Origin of the sequence: Achromobacter sp. HZ01 (genome assembly GCF_003267925.1) — a bacterium.
Classification (GTDB): Bacteria; Pseudomonadota; Gammaproteobacteria; order Burkholderiales; family Burkholderiaceae_B; genus Achromobacter; species Achromobacter pulmonis_A.
Genome location: NZ_LWKV01000004.1, coordinates 323,552 through 340,576, shown reverse-complemented (window position 1 = coordinate 340,576; position 17,025 = coordinate 323,552). Strand labels below are relative to the sequence as shown.

Genomic DNA, 17,025 nt, shown 5'->3' with positions numbered 1-17,025 from the left:
AGGTGAGCACGATGAATACTTCCACTTGTACGGATTCGACCCAGGTCATGCGGCCGGGGGTGTTGACAGGCCGCAGCGCGCTGGTGACCGGCGCGGGCTCCGGCATCGGCCGCGGCATCGCCCTGCGTTTGCTGGAACTGGGCATGGACGTGTTTGGCGTCGGGCGGCGCGAAGAGCCGCTGGCCGAAACGGCGGCGATGGCTGAGCGCCTGCCCGGCAGCTTCGGCTACGCCACCGCCAACATCCGCGACACCGCGGCCATCGAGGCGCTGATCGCCGAGGTGGGGGAGCGGCAGGGCATCGATCTGCTGGTCAACAACGCCGGCGGCCAGTTTTTCGCTCCGGCCACGCAGATCAGCCGCAAGGGCTGGGATGCGGTGATCGACACCAACCTGAACTCGGTCTTCGTCGTCACCAAGGCGGCCTACCCGTATCTCAGAAAGCGCAAGGGAGCGGTCGTCAATATTTCATTGTCGGGCGTGGAGCGCGGCTCCATGGGTATCGCCCATTCGATCGCCGCGCGCGCCGGCGTGCTGGGCCTGACGCGCACCCTGGCCCTGGAATGGGCCGCCGACGATATCGCGCTGAACTGCATCGGCCCGGGAGCGGTGATCACGGAAGGGCTGGCGGGCGAGGCCGCGCAGGTCATGCTGGACCGCCTGATCGCCGCCACGCCGATGGGCCGTGCCACTCCCGTCGAAGATGTCGCCGAACTGGTTGCCTTTCTCGCCACGCCGGCCGGCCACCTGATGACCGGCCAGCTATTGCAGATCGACGGAGCCGCCCATCTGGGCAGCGGCTTGCACATGCTGGCCGCATAGCCGGGGGAAGCGATTTATCTGTCCCTTAATTTTGACCCGGAGGGGCCTCAGGGACCGCTGCGCCGATACAGCGCCAGCGTCCCCGCCAGCCCGATCAGCAGCCCGCCGCAGATGCGATTCAGCCAGCGCAGGCCGGTGCCGCGCAGGGCGCGCACCATCTGCGCGCCGAGGACGGCGTAGGCCAGCATCACTGCGATGTTCATGAGCGCCATGACGCCGGCCAGGATGGCGTATTGGGCGAACAGGGGCGCGGCGGGATTGATGAATTGCGGCAGGAAGGCGGACATGAAGAGCAGCGCCTTGGGGTTGGTCAGGGCCACCGCGAAGCTGCGCAAGCCTAGGGCCAGGCCGCCGGGGTGGGCGGCGTCGGCCTGGGCGGACGGCATGATGGGGGCGGCGTCGGTGCGCAGCATTTTCCAGCCCAGCCAGGCCAGGTAGGCCGCGCCCGCCCATTTGATGAACTGGAACGCGACCTCGGAGGCGGCCAGCACCACGCCCAGGCCCGAGGCCACGGTCCCGATCAGGACCAGGTCGGCCAGCACCGCGCCGCCCATGCCCCAGCAGGCCGCGCGCACGCCGTGGCGCGAGCCGTTGCTCATGGCGAGCAGCACGGTGGGGCCGGGGGTGACGATGATGGCGGCCGAGGCCACGATGAAGAGCAGCAGGGTGGCTAGGGTCATGGCGGGGCTCCGGAACTGGAAACAGTTTGCCGCCGCGGCGGCGATCCGTCCAGGTCCGGCTACCATAGCGGTCTTGTCTTCTGAATCTGCATCATGTCCACGCGTCCCGACTCCCCCAATCTGGCCCCCCCGCTTTCCGCCGTCCTGCTTTCCAGCGCGGAGGTGGTCGAGAGCGTGCTGGACGGCCGCTCGCTGACGGACGCGCTGGCCGAAGTGGAATCGTCGCTGCGCCCGGCCGTGCAGGCGGTGTCGTTCCATGCGATGCGTTATCTGGGCTGGGCCGACGCCGTGGGGCGCGAACTGGTGCAGCGCTATCCCAGCGTGCTGTTCGAATCGCTGCTGCTGGTGTCCCTGACCCTGCTAAAGGAAGAGGGCGAGGCGGCCGCGGCCTTGCCGGGCATGCCGGTCTACGCGCCCCATACGGTGGTGGACCAGGCGGTGACCGCCGCCGCGCGCAAGCGCGCGCTGGCCTCGTACAAGGGCATGCTCAACGCCTGCCTGCGCCGCTTCCTGCGCGAACGCGCCGCGCTCCAGGCCGCGGTGGCCGACAGCCCCGAGGCCGAATGGAACCATCCGGGCTGGTGGGTGAAGCAGCTGCGCGTGGCCTATCCGCAGCAATGGCAGGAGATCCTGGCCAGCGCCAACGTGCCGGCGCCGCTTACCCTGCGCGTGAACCGCCGCCGGGCCAGCCGCGAGCAGGTGCTGGCCGCCTTCGAGGCGGCGGGCCTGCAGGCCGAGCCGGTGGGCCAGTCCGGCCTGGCGCTGTCCACGCCGCGGCCCGTGGCCCAGCTGCCCGGATTCGCCGAGGGCTGGTGGTCGGTGCAGGACGCCGGCGCGCAGCTGGCGGCCGAACTGCTGGCGCCGGCCGACGGCATGCGGGTGCTGGACGCCTGCTCGGCGCCGGGCGGCAAGACCGCGCACCTGCTGGAGCTGGCCGACATCGACCTTCTGGCGCTGGACGCCGACGCCGGGCGACTGGCCCGCGTGCAGCAGAACCTGGACCGTCTCGGCCTGGCCGGCGGCCACGTTCGGCTGAAGGCGGCCGACGCCGCCGACCTGGACAGCTGGTGGGACGGCAAGCCGTTCGAGGCGGTGCTGGCGGACGTGCCGTGCACGGCCTCGGGCATCGTGCGCCGCCATCCCGACATCCGCTGGCTGCGGCGCGAGAACGACGTGCGCCGCACGGCCGCGCTGCAGGCCAGGATCCTGGACGCCCTGTGGCGCACCGTGGCGCCCGGCGGTCGGTTGCTCTATGTAACGTGTTCGGTGTTCCCGCTGGAGGGCGTGCGCCAGGCGCTGGAGTTCGCGCAGCGCCATCCCGAGGCGATCCGGCTCGATGCGCCCGGCCAGCTGCTGCCAGTTGCGCTCGATGCAACACCCGCGGCGCAGCGCGACGGTTTTTTCTATGCCTTGTTTGCCAAGCAGTCCTGAATCGCCAAGAATAGGGGCATGACGTAGTCTCGGTGTCGTATGTCCATTATCTCGCGCGTATTTCTTGGGTTGTTGCTGGCATCTGCCTTGCTTTCGCTCGTGCCGGGCGGAGCGGCCCATGGGGCCGAACCCAAGGTCACGCAGGTGCGCCCGATGGTGCGCGACGGCAAGCTCGAGATCGACGCGGACATCGAATTCGGACTGAACGACCAGTTGCGCGACGCCGCCCAGCGCGGCGTGCCGCTGTATTTCACGGCCGATCTCACCATCACGCGCGAGCGCTGGTGGTGGTTCGACAAGTCCCTGGTGGACACCTCCCGGACCTGGCGCATCGTGTATAACGCGCTGACCCGGCAGTGGCGCGCCGGCGTGGGCGAACTGTCGTTCCCGGTGGCCTCGCTGGACGAGGCCATGAGCGTGGTCCGGCACGTGCGCAACTGGCCGGTGGCCGACGCCGCCGAGTTCGACGCCGACGTGCTCTACGGCGGCCAGCTGCGGCTGCGCCTGGACACCTCCATGCTGCCGCGGCCTTTCCAGGTCAATGCGCTAAATAGCAGTTCCTGGGTGCAGACCACGCCCTGGACCGACTTCTCGTTCGTGCTGAGCGACAAGGAGAAAAACCCCTCATGAGGCTGTTGCTTCGGCTGGCCCTGATGATCGGCGCGGTGAGCGGCCTGGCCCTGCTGGGTCTGCTGGCCTGGTCTACCGGCAATGCCTCGCGCTTCGCGCGCTATTACGACACGCTGCTGGTGCTGAACGGGATTTTCGCGCTGGCGCTCTTCGTCTGGGTGGTGGCGCTGACCGTGCGGCTGGCCCGGCAGATCCGCCGGCGCCAGTTCGGCGCGCGGCTGACGGCGCGCTTCGCCCTGGCGTTCGCCCTGATCGGCGTGGTGCCCGGCGCCCTGATCTACACCGTGTCGGTGCAGTTCATGTCGCGCTCCATCGAATCCTGGTTCAACGTGCGCGTGGACACCGCGCTGGAGGCGGGCCTGAACCTGGGCCGGGCGGCGCTGGATTCGCTGCTGGCCGACCTGGATGCGCGCGCCCGCTCCATGGCGATGGAGCTCAACCGCAGCAGCGACAGCGCGGTGGCGCTGACCCTGACCCGGCTGCGCGAGGCCAACGGCGTGCAGGAAGCGATGGTGTTCACCGGCAGCGGGCGCATGGTGGCGTTTTCCACCAGCCAGTACGGCCAGCTGCTGCCGGCCATGCCGCCGTCCACCGTCATGAACCAGCTGCGGCTGGCGCGCGGCTACTCCGCGGCCGAGGCCGACGATCCCATGACGCCCGGCGCCGAAGGCGGGCTGCACCTGCGCGTGGTGATCCCGCTGACCGGCCCGGACCGCTACGACAACCTGCTGGGCACGGCTTCCGAACCGCGCTGGCTGCAGCTGCTGCAGCCCGTGCCGGAGCAGATCGCGCACAACGCCAACCAGGTGCAGCAGGGCTTTCGCGACTACCAGGAACTGGCGCTGTCGCGGCTGGGCCTGCGCAAGCTGTACGGCATCACGCTGACCCTGGCGCTGCTGCTGGCGGCGTTTGGCGCCATCGCGGTGGCGCTGTCGCTGTCCAAGCGACTGGTGCGCCCGCTGCTCAGCCTGGCCGGCGGCACGCAGGCGGTGGGGGTGGGCGACTACCGTCCGCTGCCCGAGCCGCCGGAGCGCGACGAAGTGGGCCAGCTGACCCGTTCCTTCAACGCCATGACGCGCCAGCTCGACGAGGCGCGCCGCATGGTCGAGAGCAACCGCCAGCAGCTCGAACGCTCCAACGTCTACCTGGAAAGCGTGCTGTCGAACCTGTCCTCCGGGGTGCTGGTGTTCGACGAATCGTTCCGGGTCACCACCGTCAACCAGGGCGCCCAGACCATCCTGGGCGCCGACCTGCGCTCGGTCATCGGCCGCCCGCTGGAGACGGCCGACGGCATGCTGGAATTCGCCAACATCGTGCGCCAGGCGTTTTCCGCGCATGCGGCGGTGGGCTCCGAGCGCCAGCATTGGCAGCAGCAGTTCGAGATCAGCCCGGTGCAGGGCGCGTCGGCCGCGCCGCAGCCCCTGACCCTGCTGGCGCGCGGCACCCACCTGAAGGTGGACGGGCGCGGCAACGGCTACCTGGTGGTGTTCGACGACATCACCGAAGTGATATCGGCCAACCGCACGGTGGCCTGGGGCGAGGTGGCGCGGCGGCTGGCGCACGAGATCAAGAACCCGCTGACCCCGATCCAGCTGTCGGCCGAGCGCCTGGCCATGAAACTCGAAGGCAAGCTGCCCCCGGCCGAGGCCCAGATCGTCGAGCGCTCCACCAACACCATCGTCAACCAGGTGGCCTCGCTCAAGCAGATGGTGGACGACTTCCGCGAATACGCCCGCACGCCGCCGGCCGTGATGCAGCGGATCGATTTCAACGCGCTGGTGGCCGATGTGCTGTCGCTGTACGGCTGGGAGCCCGACGGCGGCTCGCCGCGGCATGGCGAAAAGGCGCTGAACCTGGACGTGACGCTGGGGGCCGACCTGCCGGCCATCGAGGGCGATCCGACCCAGCTGCGCCAGGTGATCCACAATCTGCTGTCCAACGCCCGCGACGCCATCGCCGAGCAGGGCGGGCAGGGGCGGGTCAGCGTCACCACGCAGCTCATGCGCAGCGAACAGCCCGATCGGGCCGACCAGAAGGCGCTCCGGTTCACCGTGGCCGACACCGGGCCGGGCTTCCCGCCCCAGGTGATGCAGCGCGCGTTCGAGCCGTACGTCACCACCAAGTCCCACGGGACTGGGTTAGGATTGGCCATCGTGCGCAAGATCGTGGAAGAACACGGCGGGCGCATCGACCTTGCCAACCGCAAGGACGGGGGCGCGCGGATCTCCATATTGTTGACCCGGCTGGCTTCCGAGGCCGATACTATGGACGCGACCGCGCAAGAAAAGGATAATGCGGCTACGCAATAGGTGGATGCTTTATGGCCAGAATTCTGGTGGTTGACGACGAAGTCGGTATTCGCGAGCTTTTGTCGGAGATCCTTTACGACGAAGGACACACGGTCGAGCTGGCTGAAAACGCCGCGCAGGCGCGCGCGGCAAGGCTGCGCATGCGTCCCGACCTGGTGCTGCTGGACATCTGGATGCCCGACACCGACGGCGTCAGCCTGCTCAAGGAATGGGGCTCGCAAGGCCTGCTGGACATGCCAGTCATCATGATGAGCGGCCATGCCACCATCGACACGGCGGTCGAGGCCACGCGCATCGGCGCCATGGATTTCCTCGAAAAACCCATCACGCTGCAGCGCCTGCTGAAAACCGTGGCCGCCGGCCTGGCGCGCGGACGCGCGCCGCATCCGGCGCCCGTGGCCGCGCATCCGGCGGCCGCCAGCCCCGCCGTGGCGCTCGAAGACGAACTCGATCCCCCCGCCCTGGCCGCCGCCGCGCCGGCCAACGAGATCCCGGCCACCTCCAACGGCCAGCTGGGCAGCATCTCGCTGGACCAGCCGCTGCGCGAGGCGCGCGACGAATTCGAGCGCATCTACTTCGAATACCACCTGGTCCGCGAAAGCCACAGCATGACCCGGGTGTCGGAGCGCACCGGCCTGGAGCGCACCCACCTCTACCGCAAGCTCAAGCAATTGGGCATCGAGTCCGCCCGCAAGCGGAGCACATGAAGATCCTGATCATGGGCGCTGGCCGCGTGGGAACCAGCGTGGCCGAGAACCTGGTGTCCGAAGAGAACGACATCACGGTCGTCGATTCCGATCCCGCCCAGCTTCAGTACCTGCAAGAACACTTCGACCTGCGCGTGGTCCATGGCGACGGCTCGCAGGTGTCGGTGCTGGAAGCCGCCGGCGCCGCCGACACCGACCTGCTGATCGCCTGTGCGGCCTCCGACACGGCCAATATGGTGGCCTGCAAGATCGCGCGCCAGCTGTTCAACATCCCCCGCCGCATCGCCCGGATCCGCTCGGTGGAGTTCGCCGAGCATCCCGAGCTCATGAGCGAAGAGGGCTTCTGTATCGACGCGCTCATCAGTCCCGAGCGCAGCGTCACCACCTACCTGCACAGCCTGATCGAGTTCCCCGAAGCCCTGCAGGTGGTGGAATTCGCCGAAGGCCGCGTCAGCGTCGTGACGGTGCGGGTCGGGCATGGCAGCCCGATGGCGCATTCGCCGGTGGATCGGCTGCGCGACGTCTGGCCCGACGTGAAGGCCCGCGTCATCGATGTGCTGCGCGGCGGACGGCCGCTGCGCGCCGGCAGCGGCACCGTCATCGCCCCGGGCGACGAAGTGGTGCTGGTGGTGGACTCGCGCGACGCGCGCCGGGCGGTGCGCCAGCTGCGCGAAGCCGAGCGCGACGTGCGCCGGGTGATGATCGCCGGCGGCGGCAATATCGGCCTGCGCCTGGCGCGCGAGCTGGCCGAGGAGCAATACAGCGTGCGCATCATCGAGCGCGACCTCAAGCGCTGCGAGTACCTGGCCACGCAGCTGCCCGACAGCGTGCTGGTCCTGCACGGCAGCGGCACCGACGAGGCCCTGCTGGAACGCGAAAGCATCGAGGACATGGACACCTGGCTGGCGCTCACCAGCGACGACGAGGACAACATCATGTCCTCGCTGCTGGCCAAGCGCCTGGGCGCGCGCAAGGTGATCGCGCTGATCAACCGCCAGGCCTATGGCGAACTGATGCAGGGCAGCCATATCGACATCGCGGTATCGCCGTCCCAGGCCACCATGAGCGAGCTGCTGCGCCACGTGCGCCGCGGCGACGTGGCCGCGGTGCACCGCCTGCGCCAGGGCGTGGCCGAGGCGCTGGAAGCCATCGCCCACGGCGACCGCTCCAATTCCAAGGTGGTCGGGCGCAAGGTGGGCCAGATCAGCCTGCCCAAGGGCGCCAGCATCGGCGCGCTGGTGCGCGGCGACGAGATCATCCTGCCCGATGCGGATACCGAAATCGAATCGGACGACCACGTCATCGTCTTCGTGCCCTCGCGCCGGCAGATGCCGCGCGTCGAAAAGCTGTTCCAAGTCTCGGCGTCGTTCTTCTGATCCATGAAGCGCGTCCTGGCGACCCTCTACATCCTGGGCCTGACGATGGTGATGTTCGCGCTCACCATGCTGATCCCGCTGGGCGTGGCCTATGTGGGCGGCGACGCGGCGCGCGACGCTTTCCTGGACGGATTCCTGATCTCGGTGGGCATCGGCGGCGGCCTGGCGGTGCTGACCCGCCGCGCCCGCTGCGAACTGCGCGCGCGCGACGGCTTCGTGCTGGTGTCGGCGGTATGGGCCGGCCTGCCGCTGCTGGCGGCCATTCCGCTGCTGCTCTACTTTCATGGCGCGGGGCTGCCGCTGTCGTTCACCGGCGCCTATTTCGAGGCCATGTCGGGCCTGACCACCACCGGCGCCACGGTCCTGTCCAACCTGGATGCGCTGCCGGCCTCCATCAACCTGTGGCGCGCCACCCTGATCTGGGTGGGCGGCATGGGCATCCTGGTGCTGGCCGTGGCCATTCTGCCGCTGCTCGGCGTGGGCGGCCACCAGGTGGTGCGGGCCGAAACGCCGGGGCCGATGAAGGACGAACGGCTGACGCCGCGTATCGCCAGCACGGCCAAGGCGCTGTACGCCGTGTATTTCGCCTTCTCCATCCTGTGCTTCCTGGCCTACCGCGCGGTCGGCCTGTCGTGGTTCGAGGCCTGGTGCCACATGGCCACGACCATGGGGCTGGGCGGCTTCTCCACCTGGGACGACGGCTTCGCCCATTTCGATTCGGTGGCCGTGGAAATGGTGGCGATGGTGTTCATGCTGATCGCCGGCATCAACTTCGCCACCCATTTCAACGCCTTGCGCCAGCGCAGCCTGCGGGCCTACGTGATCTGCCCCCAGGCGATTCCGTACCTGGTCCTGGTGCTGGGGACGGGGCTGGTCATATCCGTTTTCATTTTCTGGAAAGGCGTCTATGCCGATCCGTTGCAGGCGCTGCGCTACGGGATGTTCAACACCATCTCCATGGCCACCACGACCGGCTACGCCAACACCGATTTCGCGCAGTGGCCGCTGTTCGCGCCGCTGACGATGCTGCTGCTGTCGGGCGTGGCCACCTCGGCCGGGTCCACCGGGGGCGGCATCAAGATCATCCGCGCCATCCTGCTGGTCAAGCAGGCCCGCAACGAACTGGTGACCATGCTGCACCCGCACGCGGTCAGCCCGGTGCGGATCAACGGCAGGGCGGTCGAAGCCCGCACCATGTCCTCGGTGCTGGCCTTCATGCTGTTCTACGGCCTGTCCATCGCCGTGTTCACCAGCCTCCTGCTGCTGTCGGGCCTGGACCCGATCACGGCGTTCTCGGCCGTGTTCGCCAGCATCAACAACACCGGTCCCGGCCTGGGCCCGGTCGGCCCCATGGGCAATTTCGCGGTGCTGTCCGACTTCCAGATCTGGGTCTGCACCTTCGCCATGCTGATCGGCCGCCTCGAGCTGCTGACCGTGCTGGTGCTGTTCACGCCGATCTTCTGGCGCAAGTAGCCCGGCAGGCCTCAAATTTATTGGGGATAACCCTATGTAGGGTTATCCCTCTCATCCTCCGAAGCCCCGTCCTGACTGGCCTGGCGAGCACCGCAGGCCGGAAACCCGCGCCATTTCTATGCGGTAAGCGCTCGCTCACTTTCTCTCGCAGGGAAAAACCGAAGGTTTCCTGATGTTGCACATAAATGTCACGATTTTCCTTCGTTTTGCCACAAAGTAGCGGCTATCATGCAAGCACAAGCTGCCGTCTAGTGCCCCCCGGGAAGTTGCCGGGCTTCAAGGTCGAACGGCGCACTCCCTCATCAAACATTCAAAGGAGTCCGAGATGGAACAGATTCCGTTCATTTCGTCGGCCCCCAACACCCTGGGCATCGAGCTCGAGCTGCAACTGATCGACCCCCGCAGTTTTGACCTTACCGCAGCCTCTGACGAGCTGCTGGCCCAGATGGCCAACCACCCCATCGCCGACCGCGTCAAACCGGAAATCACGCGCTCGATGATCGAATTGAATTCGTCGGTGCACGAGCACCCGATGGGCCTGCTGGCCGAGATGCGCGAGATGCGCGATGCGCTTGTCGAGGCGGCCGACGCCGTCGGTGTGTCCGTTGCGGGCGGCGGCGCCCATCCCTTCATGCGCTGGCAGGAGCGCTCCATTTCCGACACGCCGCGCTTCCAGTACCTGGCCGAAATGTATGGTTACCTGGCGCGTCAATTTACTGTCTTCGGCCAGCACATCCACCTGGGCGTCCGAAACGGCGACGACTCCATCAAGCTGCTGCGCCGCCTGTCGCCCTACGTGCCGCACTTCATCGCGCTGTCGGCCTCGTCGCCGTACTGCGAGGGCGTGGACACGCTGTTCGCCTGCTCGCGCCTGAACGCGGTCAACAGCTTCCCGCTGGCCGGCCATATGCCGCCCGAGGTCAAGGACTGGTATCAGTTCGAGGCCCATCTGGCGCAGCTGCGCGCCTACGGCCTGGCCGAGAGCATCAAGGACCTGTACTGGGACATCCGCCCCAAGCCGGAGTTCGGCACGGTCGAGATCCGCGTCTGCGATACCCCGCTGACGGTCGAGCGCGCCTGCCAGATCGCTGCCTTCGCCCAGGCCCTGGCGGTGCTGCTGATGCGCGAGGACGATCCCAGCGACAACGCCTGGCTGTCCTACCGCAGCAACCACTTCCAGGCCTGCCGTTTCGGCCTGCAGGGCAGCTACGTCACGCCGGACGGCCAGCGCCTGCGCCTGATGGACCATCTGCGGGTGCTGTTCCAGCGCCTGATGCCGGTGGCCGAAGAGCTGGGCACGGGCGACATGATCGCCACGTTGCGCGACGAGTCCATGCGCAGCGGCAACGATTCGCGCTGGCTGCGCAGCCAGTTCCACCGCCTGCGCGACCTGCCGCTGCTGGTCGAAGCCATGTCCAACGCCTGGCGCGGCGTGGCCGCCGGCGCCCAGGCGCCGGCCGAGCCCACCGCGGTGCTGCGCCGCCGTATCCGGGCCACGTCCGAGCCCATGCAGGCCCTGCCGGCCTCCGAGCCCGGGGTCAGCGTGCCCATGCCGGACCGTCTGCACTAGCCTGCCGCGCAACCCCGCTTCAGGGGTTGCCGCGCTGGCGCCCGCCGATTGCGCTGACCGACAGGCGGGTCTCGCCCGCCGTCGTGCGGTGCGCGGCGGCGCGCCAGGCGTGGCCATAGGCCACTTCGATGCTTAGCGCGATCACGCCGTCCGGGCGCCGTTGCGCCTCCAGCGCGGCGCACAGCCGGTCGCGCCAGTCCCGGCCCACCAGCCCGCCGCGCCGGCCTTCGGCGGGGTTGCCGCCCAGCGCGCGCACGTCCTGCAGCAGCTTTTCGGGACTGCGGTAGGTCAGGGTCAGGATCTCCTGGTCCATCACCGGGTCGGCAAAGCCGTTTTCCACCAGCAGATCGCCGAAATCGTGCATGTCCACGAAGGACGGCGTGGCCGTGCGCAGCCCGGCGTCGTCCAGCGCCTGGCGCAGCTCCCGCAGCGTGGCCGGCCCCAGACAGGAAAACATGGCCAGCCCGCCCACCTTCAGGATGCGCCGCCATTCCGCCAGCACGGCGTGCGGCGCGCGGTGCCAGTGCATGGCCAGGTTGGACCACACCAGCTCCAGCGATTCGGGCGCCAGCCCCGTGGCCGCCAGGTCGGCCTGCACGAAGGCCGGGGCGGGCGGGCCGCGGCGCGCCAGCTTGCCGATCCAGGCCGACAGGCCGGCCGGCGCGTGGCGCCTGCGGGCCTCGTCCAGCAGCGGGCCGCAATTGTCCAGCCCGGTGTAGGCGGCCTCGGGATAGCGTTCGCGCAGCAGGGGCAGGTTGTCGCCGGCGCCGCAGCCCGCGTCCAGCATGGCCTGCGGCTGCAGGCGGATGTATTGCAGGCGGCCGAGCATGCGGCGGGCGATTTCGCCGTACAGGAACTGGGCCTCGGCAAGATCGCCGCGGCGGGCGAACTGCCTGGGCACGTCGGCGCTGACGATGGGCAGGGTGGGTAGCGTTGCGGGTTCGGGCAGGGACATTTCGGTCGCGCCTGCGCCCTGCGGGCGCGGCGGATCATGGTTTCATGAGGAATGGCATCCATTATTACGCATCCTGGCCGCGGGCCCCGATTGTCCCTACGCGGCATGGGGCGGCGCCTGCTGTTCCGGATCGGCTGCGACTGCCCGCTGTGCGGCGCGCGGGTGGCCGGGGCCAGACTTTGCGCTGGCTGCGAGGCCGACATCCTCTACGTGGCGCCGGACGCGCCGCCGCGCTGCCCGCGTTGCGCGCTGCGGCTACGGCCTGGCGCGCCCTGCTGCGCCGCCTGCCTGGGCACGCCCCGGGCCTTCGCGCGCACCGTGGCGGCCTTCGACTACGAGCCGCCCGCCGACGCCCTGGTCCGGATGCTCAAGGTCCAGCTCCGGCTCAGCATGGCGCCGGTGCTGGCGCGGCTGATCGCCGCCGCCGTCGCGCGCGACGGCCGCCTGCCTGCCGGCGCCCTGCTATTGCCGGTGCCAGCGGGACGGGCCTCGCTCCTGCGGCGCGGCATGAATCCCGCCGCCGAGATCGCCCGCGGGCTGGCCGCGGAACTGGACCTGCCCCTGGCGCACGGCGTATTGCTGCGGCGGCGCGAAACGCCGCGCCAGACCGGCAGGAGTCGCCAGGCCCGGCGTCGCGGCGCGGTGGGCGTGTTCGCCTGCGCAGGCGGCGTGCAAGGCCGGCACGTGGCCGTGGTGGACGACGTCATGACCACGGGCAGCACGGCCGACGCCGCGGCCGCCGCGCTGCTGGCCGCCGGCGCGGCCGAGGTGACGCTGCTGGTGGCGGCGCGCACGCCGTAGCGTCGGGGGGCCGGCAAATCGGCGACAATGCCGGCATCCCGGCCATCCGCTTCATCCGCCATGTTTCACGTCATCCTGGTCTGCCCCGAGATCCCGCCCAATACCGGCAACGCCATCCGCCTGTGCGCCAATACCGGCGCGCAGCTGCACCTGGTGCGCCCGCTGGGCTTCGAACTGGATGACGCCCGCATGCGCCGCGCGGGGCTGGATTACCACGAATGGCAGCCGGTCCGGGTGCACGACAGCCTGGAAGAGGCCCTGGCCGACACCGGCGCCGCCCCGCCCAGCATCTACGCGCTGACCACGCATGCGCAGCGCAGCGTGGCCGACGTCGGCTTCAAGCCGGGCGATGTGTTCGTGTTCGGCCGCGAAACCGCCGGCCTTTCGGAAGCGCACCAGGCGCTGTTCCCGCCCCAGCAGCGCCTGCGCCTGCCCATGCGCGCCGGCCAGCGCAGCCTCAACCTGTCCAACGCCGTGGCCGTCACGGTGTTCGAGGCCTGGCGCCAGCAGGGGTATGAAGGGGGGGTGTAGGCTGGGTGCAGCGCGAGAGCCCTCAAGCAAGAACTCAAATATCGAACGCGCGTAACCCATCAGGCGGCGCCAGCCGCCGTTTTTCGTGGCAAGAGACAAAGCCGGCTCTCGCCGGCCGATGGGTTACGCGCGCTGGACAACCAGATCCTTGCCCAGAAAGCCGCGCGCTGCACCCATCCTACGATCCGCGCGTCCCCGCCATCCGCTCAATCCAGCGACAGCTTCAGCTTTTCGATGACCTGGTCCCACCGCGCCTTTTCATTCTTGATCCGCGCGGTCAGGGCTTCGGGGGTGGACGGCGCCGGCGTGAAGTACTGCAGCGCCAGCTGCTTGCGCACGGCTTCGCTGTCGATGATGCGGGCCAGTTCGCTGTTGAGCCGTTCGATGATCGGGGTGGGCGTGCCGGCCGGGACCAGCACGGCGTTCCACGAAATCGCCTCGAAATCCGGATAGCCCTGGGACGCCATGGTCGGCACGCCCGGCAGCGCGTCGCTGGGCTGCAGGCTGGTCACGGCCAGCAGCTTGACCTTGCCGTCGCGCGCCTGGGGCACGGCGATGGCGGGCACCATGAAGCCGGCCTGCACGTCGCCGCCGATGATGGCGGTGATGACCTGCGGAAAGCCCGAATAGGGGATGTGCGCCAGGTCGACGCCGGCGCTTTCCTTGAACATCTCCATCGCCAGGTGGGCCGAACTGCCTGGACCCACGGAGCCGTAGTTCAGCGAATTGCCGCGCTGCTTGACCAGCGCGACGAAGTCCTTGACGTTGTCGACCTGCAGGCCGGCGGGCACGACCAGCACGTTGGGGCTGGTGCCCACCAGGGACACCGGCGCCAGGTCGCGCAGCGGGTCGTAGCCCAGGGTTTTCTTGTAGAGCGTGGGCGCAGTGACCAGCGGGCCGTTGATCGTGTAGAGCAGCGTGTAGCCGTCGGGCTTGGACTGGGCCACCACGCGGGTGCCGATGTTGCCGCCGGCGCCCGGCTTGTTGTCGATCACGATGGGCTGGCCCAGGGCCTGGGACAGCGGCTCCGAAATCGTGCGCGCCAGCAGGTCGGGCGAGGACCCGGGCGGGAACGGCACGACCATATGGATGGGGCGGTCGGGCCAGTCGGCGTGGGCGGCGGCCGGCAGGATGGCGGCCAGGCTCAGGCACAGGCCGCGTAGCAGCTGGCCGACCCGGAACTTGCGGGTTTGCGTCATGTAGCGTGTCTCCTCGGTGTATGGGATGTCGGGTCGTGGGTCAGCTGGGCGTTTCGTCCGGCAGGCCCGCGCCGCTTTCGTAGCGGGCGTCGCGGGCGAGCAGGGCGGAGACCGCCGTCATGGGGGCCACGCCGTCGAACAGCACGGCGCAGACGGCCTCGGTGATCGGAAGTTCGACCTGGATGGCGCGCGCCCGCTCCAGGGCCGCGCGCGCGCAGCGCACGCCTTCGGCGGTGATGCCGCTGGCCAGGATGTCGGGCAGCTTGCGGCCGGCGCCGATTTCCAGGCCGACGCGGCGGTTGCGCGAGAGTTCGCCGGTGGCGGTCAGCACCAGGTCGCCCAGGCCGGTCAGGCCGGCGAAGGTCTCGGCCTGCGCGCCCAGCGCGACGCCGAAGCGGGTCATCTCGGCCAGGCCGCGGGTGATCAGCGCGGCGCGCGCATTGGTGCCCAGGGCCAGGCCGTCGCAGATGCCGCAGGCCACGGCGATGACGTTCTTCAGCGCGCCGCCCACTTCCACGCCGACCAGGTCGGTGCTGGCGTAGACGCGCAGCGCCGCGCCGTGGAAGGCGGCGATGGTGGCCGCGCGCAGCGCCGGGCTGTCGCTGGCGACGGTGAGCGCCACGGGCAGGCCCTGCGCGACTTCGCGCGCGAACGAGGGGCCGGACAGGGCGCCGCCGACGGCGCCGGGCAGGGCCTCGCGCATGATTTCGTGGGGCAGCCTGGCCGTGTCGGCTTCGAAGCCCTTGCACGTCCAGACGATGGGGGTGTCCTGCAATCCCAGCGCGGGCAGCCGGCGCGACAGCTCGCCGCACAGCGCGGTCAGCCCGGCCACGGGCACGCCCAGCACGATGAGGGCTTGCGCGCCGTCGTCCTGCAGGCTGCGCAGGGTGGCGTCGAGATCGGAGGAAATAGTCAGGGCCTGGGGCAGGGGAACGCCAGGCAGGTAGCGCGCATTTTCATGCGTGGCGGCCATGTCGGCCGCCTGGGCGGCGTCGCGCGCCCAGAGCACGGTGGGGTGGCGGCGGCTGGCGGCCGCCGCCAGCGCGGTGCCCCAGCTTCCCGCACCCAGGACGGCGACGCGCAGGCGCGGGGTGGGCTTCATGGGGCGGCTTGCTTACTGGCGGGTCGCGCCGGGGGGCAGGATGATGCCCGAGTCGCCGCCGTTGCCATTGCCGTTGGCCGCGTTCTGCTGTTGCTGCAGTTCGGCCAGGCGCTGCTCGTACAGGGCCTGGAAGTTGACTTCGGTCAGGTGCAGCGGCGGCATCGAGGTGCGGGTGATCGCGTCGGCGATGTTGGCGCGCAGGTACGGGTACAGCATGGTCGGGCAGACGATGCCCAGCAGCGGGTCGAGCTGCTCTTCGGGGATGTTGGCGGCCTCGAAGATGCCGGCCTGCGTGCCTTCGACCAGGTACACGACCTTTTCGTTGACGCGGGTGGTGACGGTCACGGTGACCGTGGTCTCGAACACGGTCTCGGCCAGGCGCTGCCCGCCCACGGTGATGCTCACTTCGACCTGGGGCGCTTCTTGCTCCAGGAAGACGTGAGGCGCGTTCGGCATTTCCAGCGAAAGGTCTTTCAGGTAGACGCGCTGCAGATTGAACGAGGGCGCGTCGTTGCTGCCTTCTTGCTGGGTGTTTTGGTCTTGATCAGCCATGAGTGTTTCCGTTGGTGGGAGGGGCAAAAAGGGAGCGGGTTCAGCCGGCCAGCAGGGGAGCCAGGCCGCCTGCGCGGTCCAGCGCCATCAGGTCGTCGCAACCGCCGACATGGGTATCGCCGATGAAAATCTGCGGCACGGTGCGCCGGCCGGTGCGCTGGATCATGACGTCGCGCTGGGCCGGGTCACGGTCGATCTGGATCAGTTCCAGGTCGGTCACGCCACGTTGTTCCAGCAGCGACTTGGCGCGCGCGCAAAACGGGCAATAGTCCTTGCTGTACATGACGACTTTTTTCATGGGCGCTCCTGTGCTGTGGATACAAGTATGGGCAGATGGGGGCGCAGCCCTGGGATTCAACCCTTGCGGGTGACGGGCAGGCTGGCGGCGGCCCAGGCGCGCATGCCGCCTTCCAGCGGCACCACGTCGGTGTAGCCCTGCGCGCGCAGCTTGGCGGCGGCGCGGGCCGAATCCCGGCCGTTGTCGCAAACTACCACCAGAGGCTTGTTCTTGGGTAGAGAGGCTGCCTTCTGCTCCAGCTCGGCGGCCGGCACGTTTCGTGCCTGGGCGATGTGGCCGGCCTGGAACTGCTCGGCGGGGCGCACGTCGACCCACACGGCCTGGCGCTGGTTGACCATCTGGATGGCTTCGCCCGTGCTGACGGCCGAGCCGGCGCGGCCGCGGCGCAGGGCCGGAATGACCAGCATCACGCCGGAAACCACGGCGACGGCGACAATGAAGATGTTGTTTTTATCGAGCAAGAATTGCAGAAGGTCCACGGGGCATCCTGAAGAGCGGCGGCTAGCCTGGTATTGGCGAACCCTGGGCGAGCCGGACCGAAATCGGGGTGCGCCAGGGCCAAATCAAGGGCAAAATCACTCAATTATAAA

The 17,025-nt window shown here is 69.1% G+C and carries 17 protein-coding genes; 10 read left to right on the top strand and 7 right to left on the bottom strand.

Translation table 11 applies throughout. The features are described 5' to 3' along the window. The first annotated feature begins 11 nt into the window (after positions 1-11). A complete protein-coding gene (locus A6B37_RS21175) occupies positions 12-821 on the top strand; it encodes an SDR family oxidoreductase (RefSeq protein ID WP_102775287.1) in 810 nt (269 codons plus the stop codon). Positions 822-868: 47 nt separating this feature from the next. Here A6B37_RS21175 and A6B37_RS21170 read toward each other — a convergent pair whose 3' ends face one another. Further along, the gene (locus A6B37_RS21170) at positions 869-1,501 is read right to left on the bottom strand and encodes a LysE family translocator (protein ID WP_111826839.1); all 633 of its coding nucleotides are present in this window, start codon (positions 1,499-1,501) and stop codon (positions 869-871) included. Positions 1,502-1,594: 93 nt separating this feature from the next. Between A6B37_RS21170 and rsmB the strand changes: the two genes are divergently transcribed. The 7 genes from rsmB to A6B37_RS21135 all read left to right on the top strand — a co-directional run bounded on the left by rsmB (position 1,595) and on the right by A6B37_RS21135 (position 10,997). Next, complete coding sequence (gene rsmB, locus A6B37_RS21165; protein WP_111826838.1) at positions 1,595-2,932, top strand: 16S rRNA (cytosine(967)-C(5))-methyltransferase RsmB; 1,338 nt, start codon at positions 1,595-1,597, stop codon at positions 2,930-2,932. 39 nt (positions 2,933-2,971) lie between these two features. Next, the gene (locus tag A6B37_RS21160) at positions 2,972-3,562 is read left to right on the top strand and encodes a DUF4390 domain-containing protein (RefSeq protein ID WP_102775290.1); all 591 of its coding nucleotides are present in this window, start codon (positions 2,972-2,974) and stop codon (positions 3,560-3,562) included. Then, positions 3,559-5,871 (top strand): ATP-binding protein, encoded by a 2,313-nt coding sequence (locus A6B37_RS21155; RefSeq protein ID WP_111826837.1) that lies wholly within the window; start codon positions 3,559-3,561, stop codon positions 5,869-5,871. The genes A6B37_RS21160 and A6B37_RS21155 overlap by 4 nt, the downstream gene beginning before the upstream one ends. Before the next feature lie 11 nt (positions 5,872-5,882). Continuing rightward, positions 5,883-6,578 (top strand): response regulator, encoded by a 696-nt coding sequence (locus A6B37_RS21150; RefSeq protein ID WP_102775292.1) that lies wholly within the window; start codon positions 5,883-5,885, stop codon positions 6,576-6,578. Continuing rightward, positions 6,575-7,954: a Trk system potassium transporter TrkA gene (trkA, locus tag A6B37_RS21145; protein WP_102775293.1), complete on the top strand. Its 1,380-nt coding sequence runs from the start codon at positions 6,575-6,577 to the stop codon at positions 7,952-7,954. The genes A6B37_RS21150 and trkA overlap by 4 nt, the downstream gene beginning before the upstream one ends. Before the next feature lie 3 nt (positions 7,955-7,957). Then, the gene (locus tag A6B37_RS21140; RefSeq protein ID WP_102775294.1) at positions 7,958-9,427 is read left to right on the top strand and encodes a potassium transporter TrkG; all 1,470 of its coding nucleotides are present in this window, start codon (positions 7,958-7,960) and stop codon (positions 9,425-9,427) included. A 325-nt stretch (positions 9,428-9,752) separates the two neighbouring features. Then, positions 9,753-10,997 carry a YbdK family carboxylate-amine ligase gene (locus A6B37_RS21135; protein WP_102775295.1) on the top strand — a complete coding sequence of 415 codons (1,245 nt, stop codon included), beginning with the start codon at positions 9,753-9,755 and terminating at the stop codon, positions 10,995-10,997. Positions 10,998-11,016: 19 nt separating this feature from the next. Here the strand turns inward: A6B37_RS21135 and A6B37_RS21130 are convergent, their stop codons facing one another. Continuing rightward, on the bottom strand, positions 11,017-11,952 hold the full coding sequence (locus A6B37_RS21130; RefSeq protein WP_102775296.1) for a methyltransferase domain-containing protein: 936 nt from the start codon (positions 11,950-11,952) through the stop codon (positions 11,017-11,019). 105 nt (positions 11,953-12,057) lie between these two features. On the opposite strand from A6B37_RS21130, the gene A6B37_RS21125 reads away from it, so the two are divergent. Both A6B37_RS21125 and A6B37_RS21120 read left to right on the top strand, forming a co-directional pair. Beyond that, positions 12,058-12,753 (top strand): ComF family protein, encoded by a 696-nt coding sequence (locus A6B37_RS21125; RefSeq protein WP_111826836.1) that lies wholly within the window; start codon positions 12,058-12,060, stop codon positions 12,751-12,753. A gap of 60 nt (positions 12,754-12,813) precedes the next feature. Next, a complete protein-coding gene (locus A6B37_RS21120; protein ID WP_111826835.1) occupies positions 12,814-13,284 on the top strand; it encodes a tRNA (cytidine(34)-2'-O)-methyltransferase in 471 nt (156 codons plus the stop codon). Between the two features lie 206 nt (positions 13,285-13,490). Here the strand turns inward: A6B37_RS21120 and A6B37_RS21115 are convergent, their stop codons facing one another. From A6B37_RS21115 to A6B37_RS21095, 5 genes are read right to left on the bottom strand one after another with little or no spacing between them, the layout of a single operon-like run. After that, entirely contained in the window at positions 13,491-14,483 is a 993-nt protein-coding gene (locus tag A6B37_RS21115) for a tripartite tricarboxylate transporter substrate binding protein (protein ID WP_111826834.1), read from the bottom strand. A 40-nt stretch (positions 14,484-14,523) separates the two neighbouring features. Beyond that, positions 14,524-15,585, bottom strand: a complete 1,062-nt coding sequence (locus tag A6B37_RS21110; protein WP_111826833.1) for an NAD(P)H-dependent glycerol-3-phosphate dehydrogenase — start codon at positions 15,583-15,585, stop codon at positions 14,524-14,526. A 12-nt stretch (positions 15,586-15,597) separates the two neighbouring features. Continuing rightward, positions 15,598-16,137 carry a protein-export chaperone SecB gene (secB, locus tag A6B37_RS21105; RefSeq protein WP_102775301.1) on the bottom strand — a complete coding sequence of 180 codons (540 nt, stop codon included), beginning with the start codon at positions 16,135-16,137 and terminating at the stop codon, positions 15,598-15,600. Positions 16,138-16,177: 40 nt separating this feature from the next. Then, on the bottom strand, positions 16,178-16,435 hold the full coding sequence (gene grxC / locus A6B37_RS21100; RefSeq protein WP_102775302.1) for a glutaredoxin 3: 258 nt from the start codon (positions 16,433-16,435) through the stop codon (positions 16,178-16,180). A 56-nt stretch (positions 16,436-16,491) separates the two neighbouring features. Continuing rightward, entirely contained in the window at positions 16,492-16,914 is a 423-nt protein-coding gene (locus A6B37_RS21095) for a rhodanese-like domain-containing protein (protein ID WP_168202277.1), read from the bottom strand. Positions 16,915-17,025 lie beyond the last annotated feature (111 nt).

Bases quoted from the DNA above. Each gene is read 5' to 3' on its own strand.
- A6B37_RS21120 (WP_111826835.1), top strand. From the start codon at position 12,814: ATGTTTCACGTCATCCTGGTCTGCCCCGAGATCCCGCCCAATACCGGC.
- A6B37_RS21110 (WP_111826833.1), bottom strand. From the start codon at position 15,585: ATGAAGCCCACCCCGCGCCTGCGCGTCGCCGTCCTGGGTGCGGGAAGC.
- grxC (WP_102775302.1), bottom strand. From the start codon at position 16,435: ATGAAAAAAGTCGTCATGTACAGCAAGGACTATTGCCCGTTTTGCGCG.
- A6B37_RS21135 (WP_102775295.1), top strand. From the start codon at position 9,753: ATGGAACAGATTCCGTTCATTTCGTCGGCCCCCAACACCCTGGGCATC.
- A6B37_RS21155 (WP_111826837.1), top strand. From the start codon at position 3,559: ATGAGGCTGTTGCTTCGGCTGGCCCTGATGATCGGCGCGGTGAGCGGC.
- trkA (WP_102775293.1), top strand. From the start codon at position 6,575: ATGAAGATCCTGATCATGGGCGCTGGCCGCGTGGGAACCAGCGTGGCC.
- rsmB (WP_111826838.1), top strand. From the start codon at position 1,595: ATGTCCACGCGTCCCGACTCCCCCAATCTGGCCCCCCCGCTTTCCGCC.
- A6B37_RS21150 (WP_102775292.1), top strand. From the start codon at position 5,883: ATGGCCAGAATTCTGGTGGTTGACGACGAAGTCGGTATTCGCGAGCTT.
- A6B37_RS21130 (WP_102775296.1), bottom strand. From the start codon at position 11,952: ATGTCCCTGCCCGAACCCGCAACGCTACCCACCCTGCCCATCGTCAGC.
- secB (WP_102775301.1), bottom strand. From the start codon at position 16,137: ATGGCTGATCAAGACCAAAACACCCAGCAAGAAGGCAGCAACGACGCG.
- A6B37_RS21160 (WP_102775290.1), top strand. From the start codon at position 2,972: ATGTCCATTATCTCGCGCGTATTTCTTGGGTTGTTGCTGGCATCTGCC.
- A6B37_RS21175 (WP_102775287.1), top strand. From the start codon at position 12: ATGAATACTTCCACTTGTACGGATTCGACCCAGGTCATGCGGCCGGGG.
- A6B37_RS21170 (WP_111826839.1), bottom strand. From the start codon at position 1,501: ATGACCCTAGCCACCCTGCTGCTCTTCATCGTGGCCTCGGCCGCCATC.
- A6B37_RS21115 (WP_111826834.1), bottom strand. From the start codon at position 14,483: ATGACGCAAACCCGCAAGTTCCGGGTCGGCCAGCTGCTACGCGGCCTG.
- A6B37_RS21125 (WP_111826836.1), top strand. From the start codon at position 12,058: ATGGGGCGGCGCCTGCTGTTCCGGATCGGCTGCGACTGCCCGCTGTGC.
- A6B37_RS21140 (WP_102775294.1), top strand. From the start codon at position 7,958: ATGAAGCGCGTCCTGGCGACCCTCTACATCCTGGGCCTGACGATGGTG.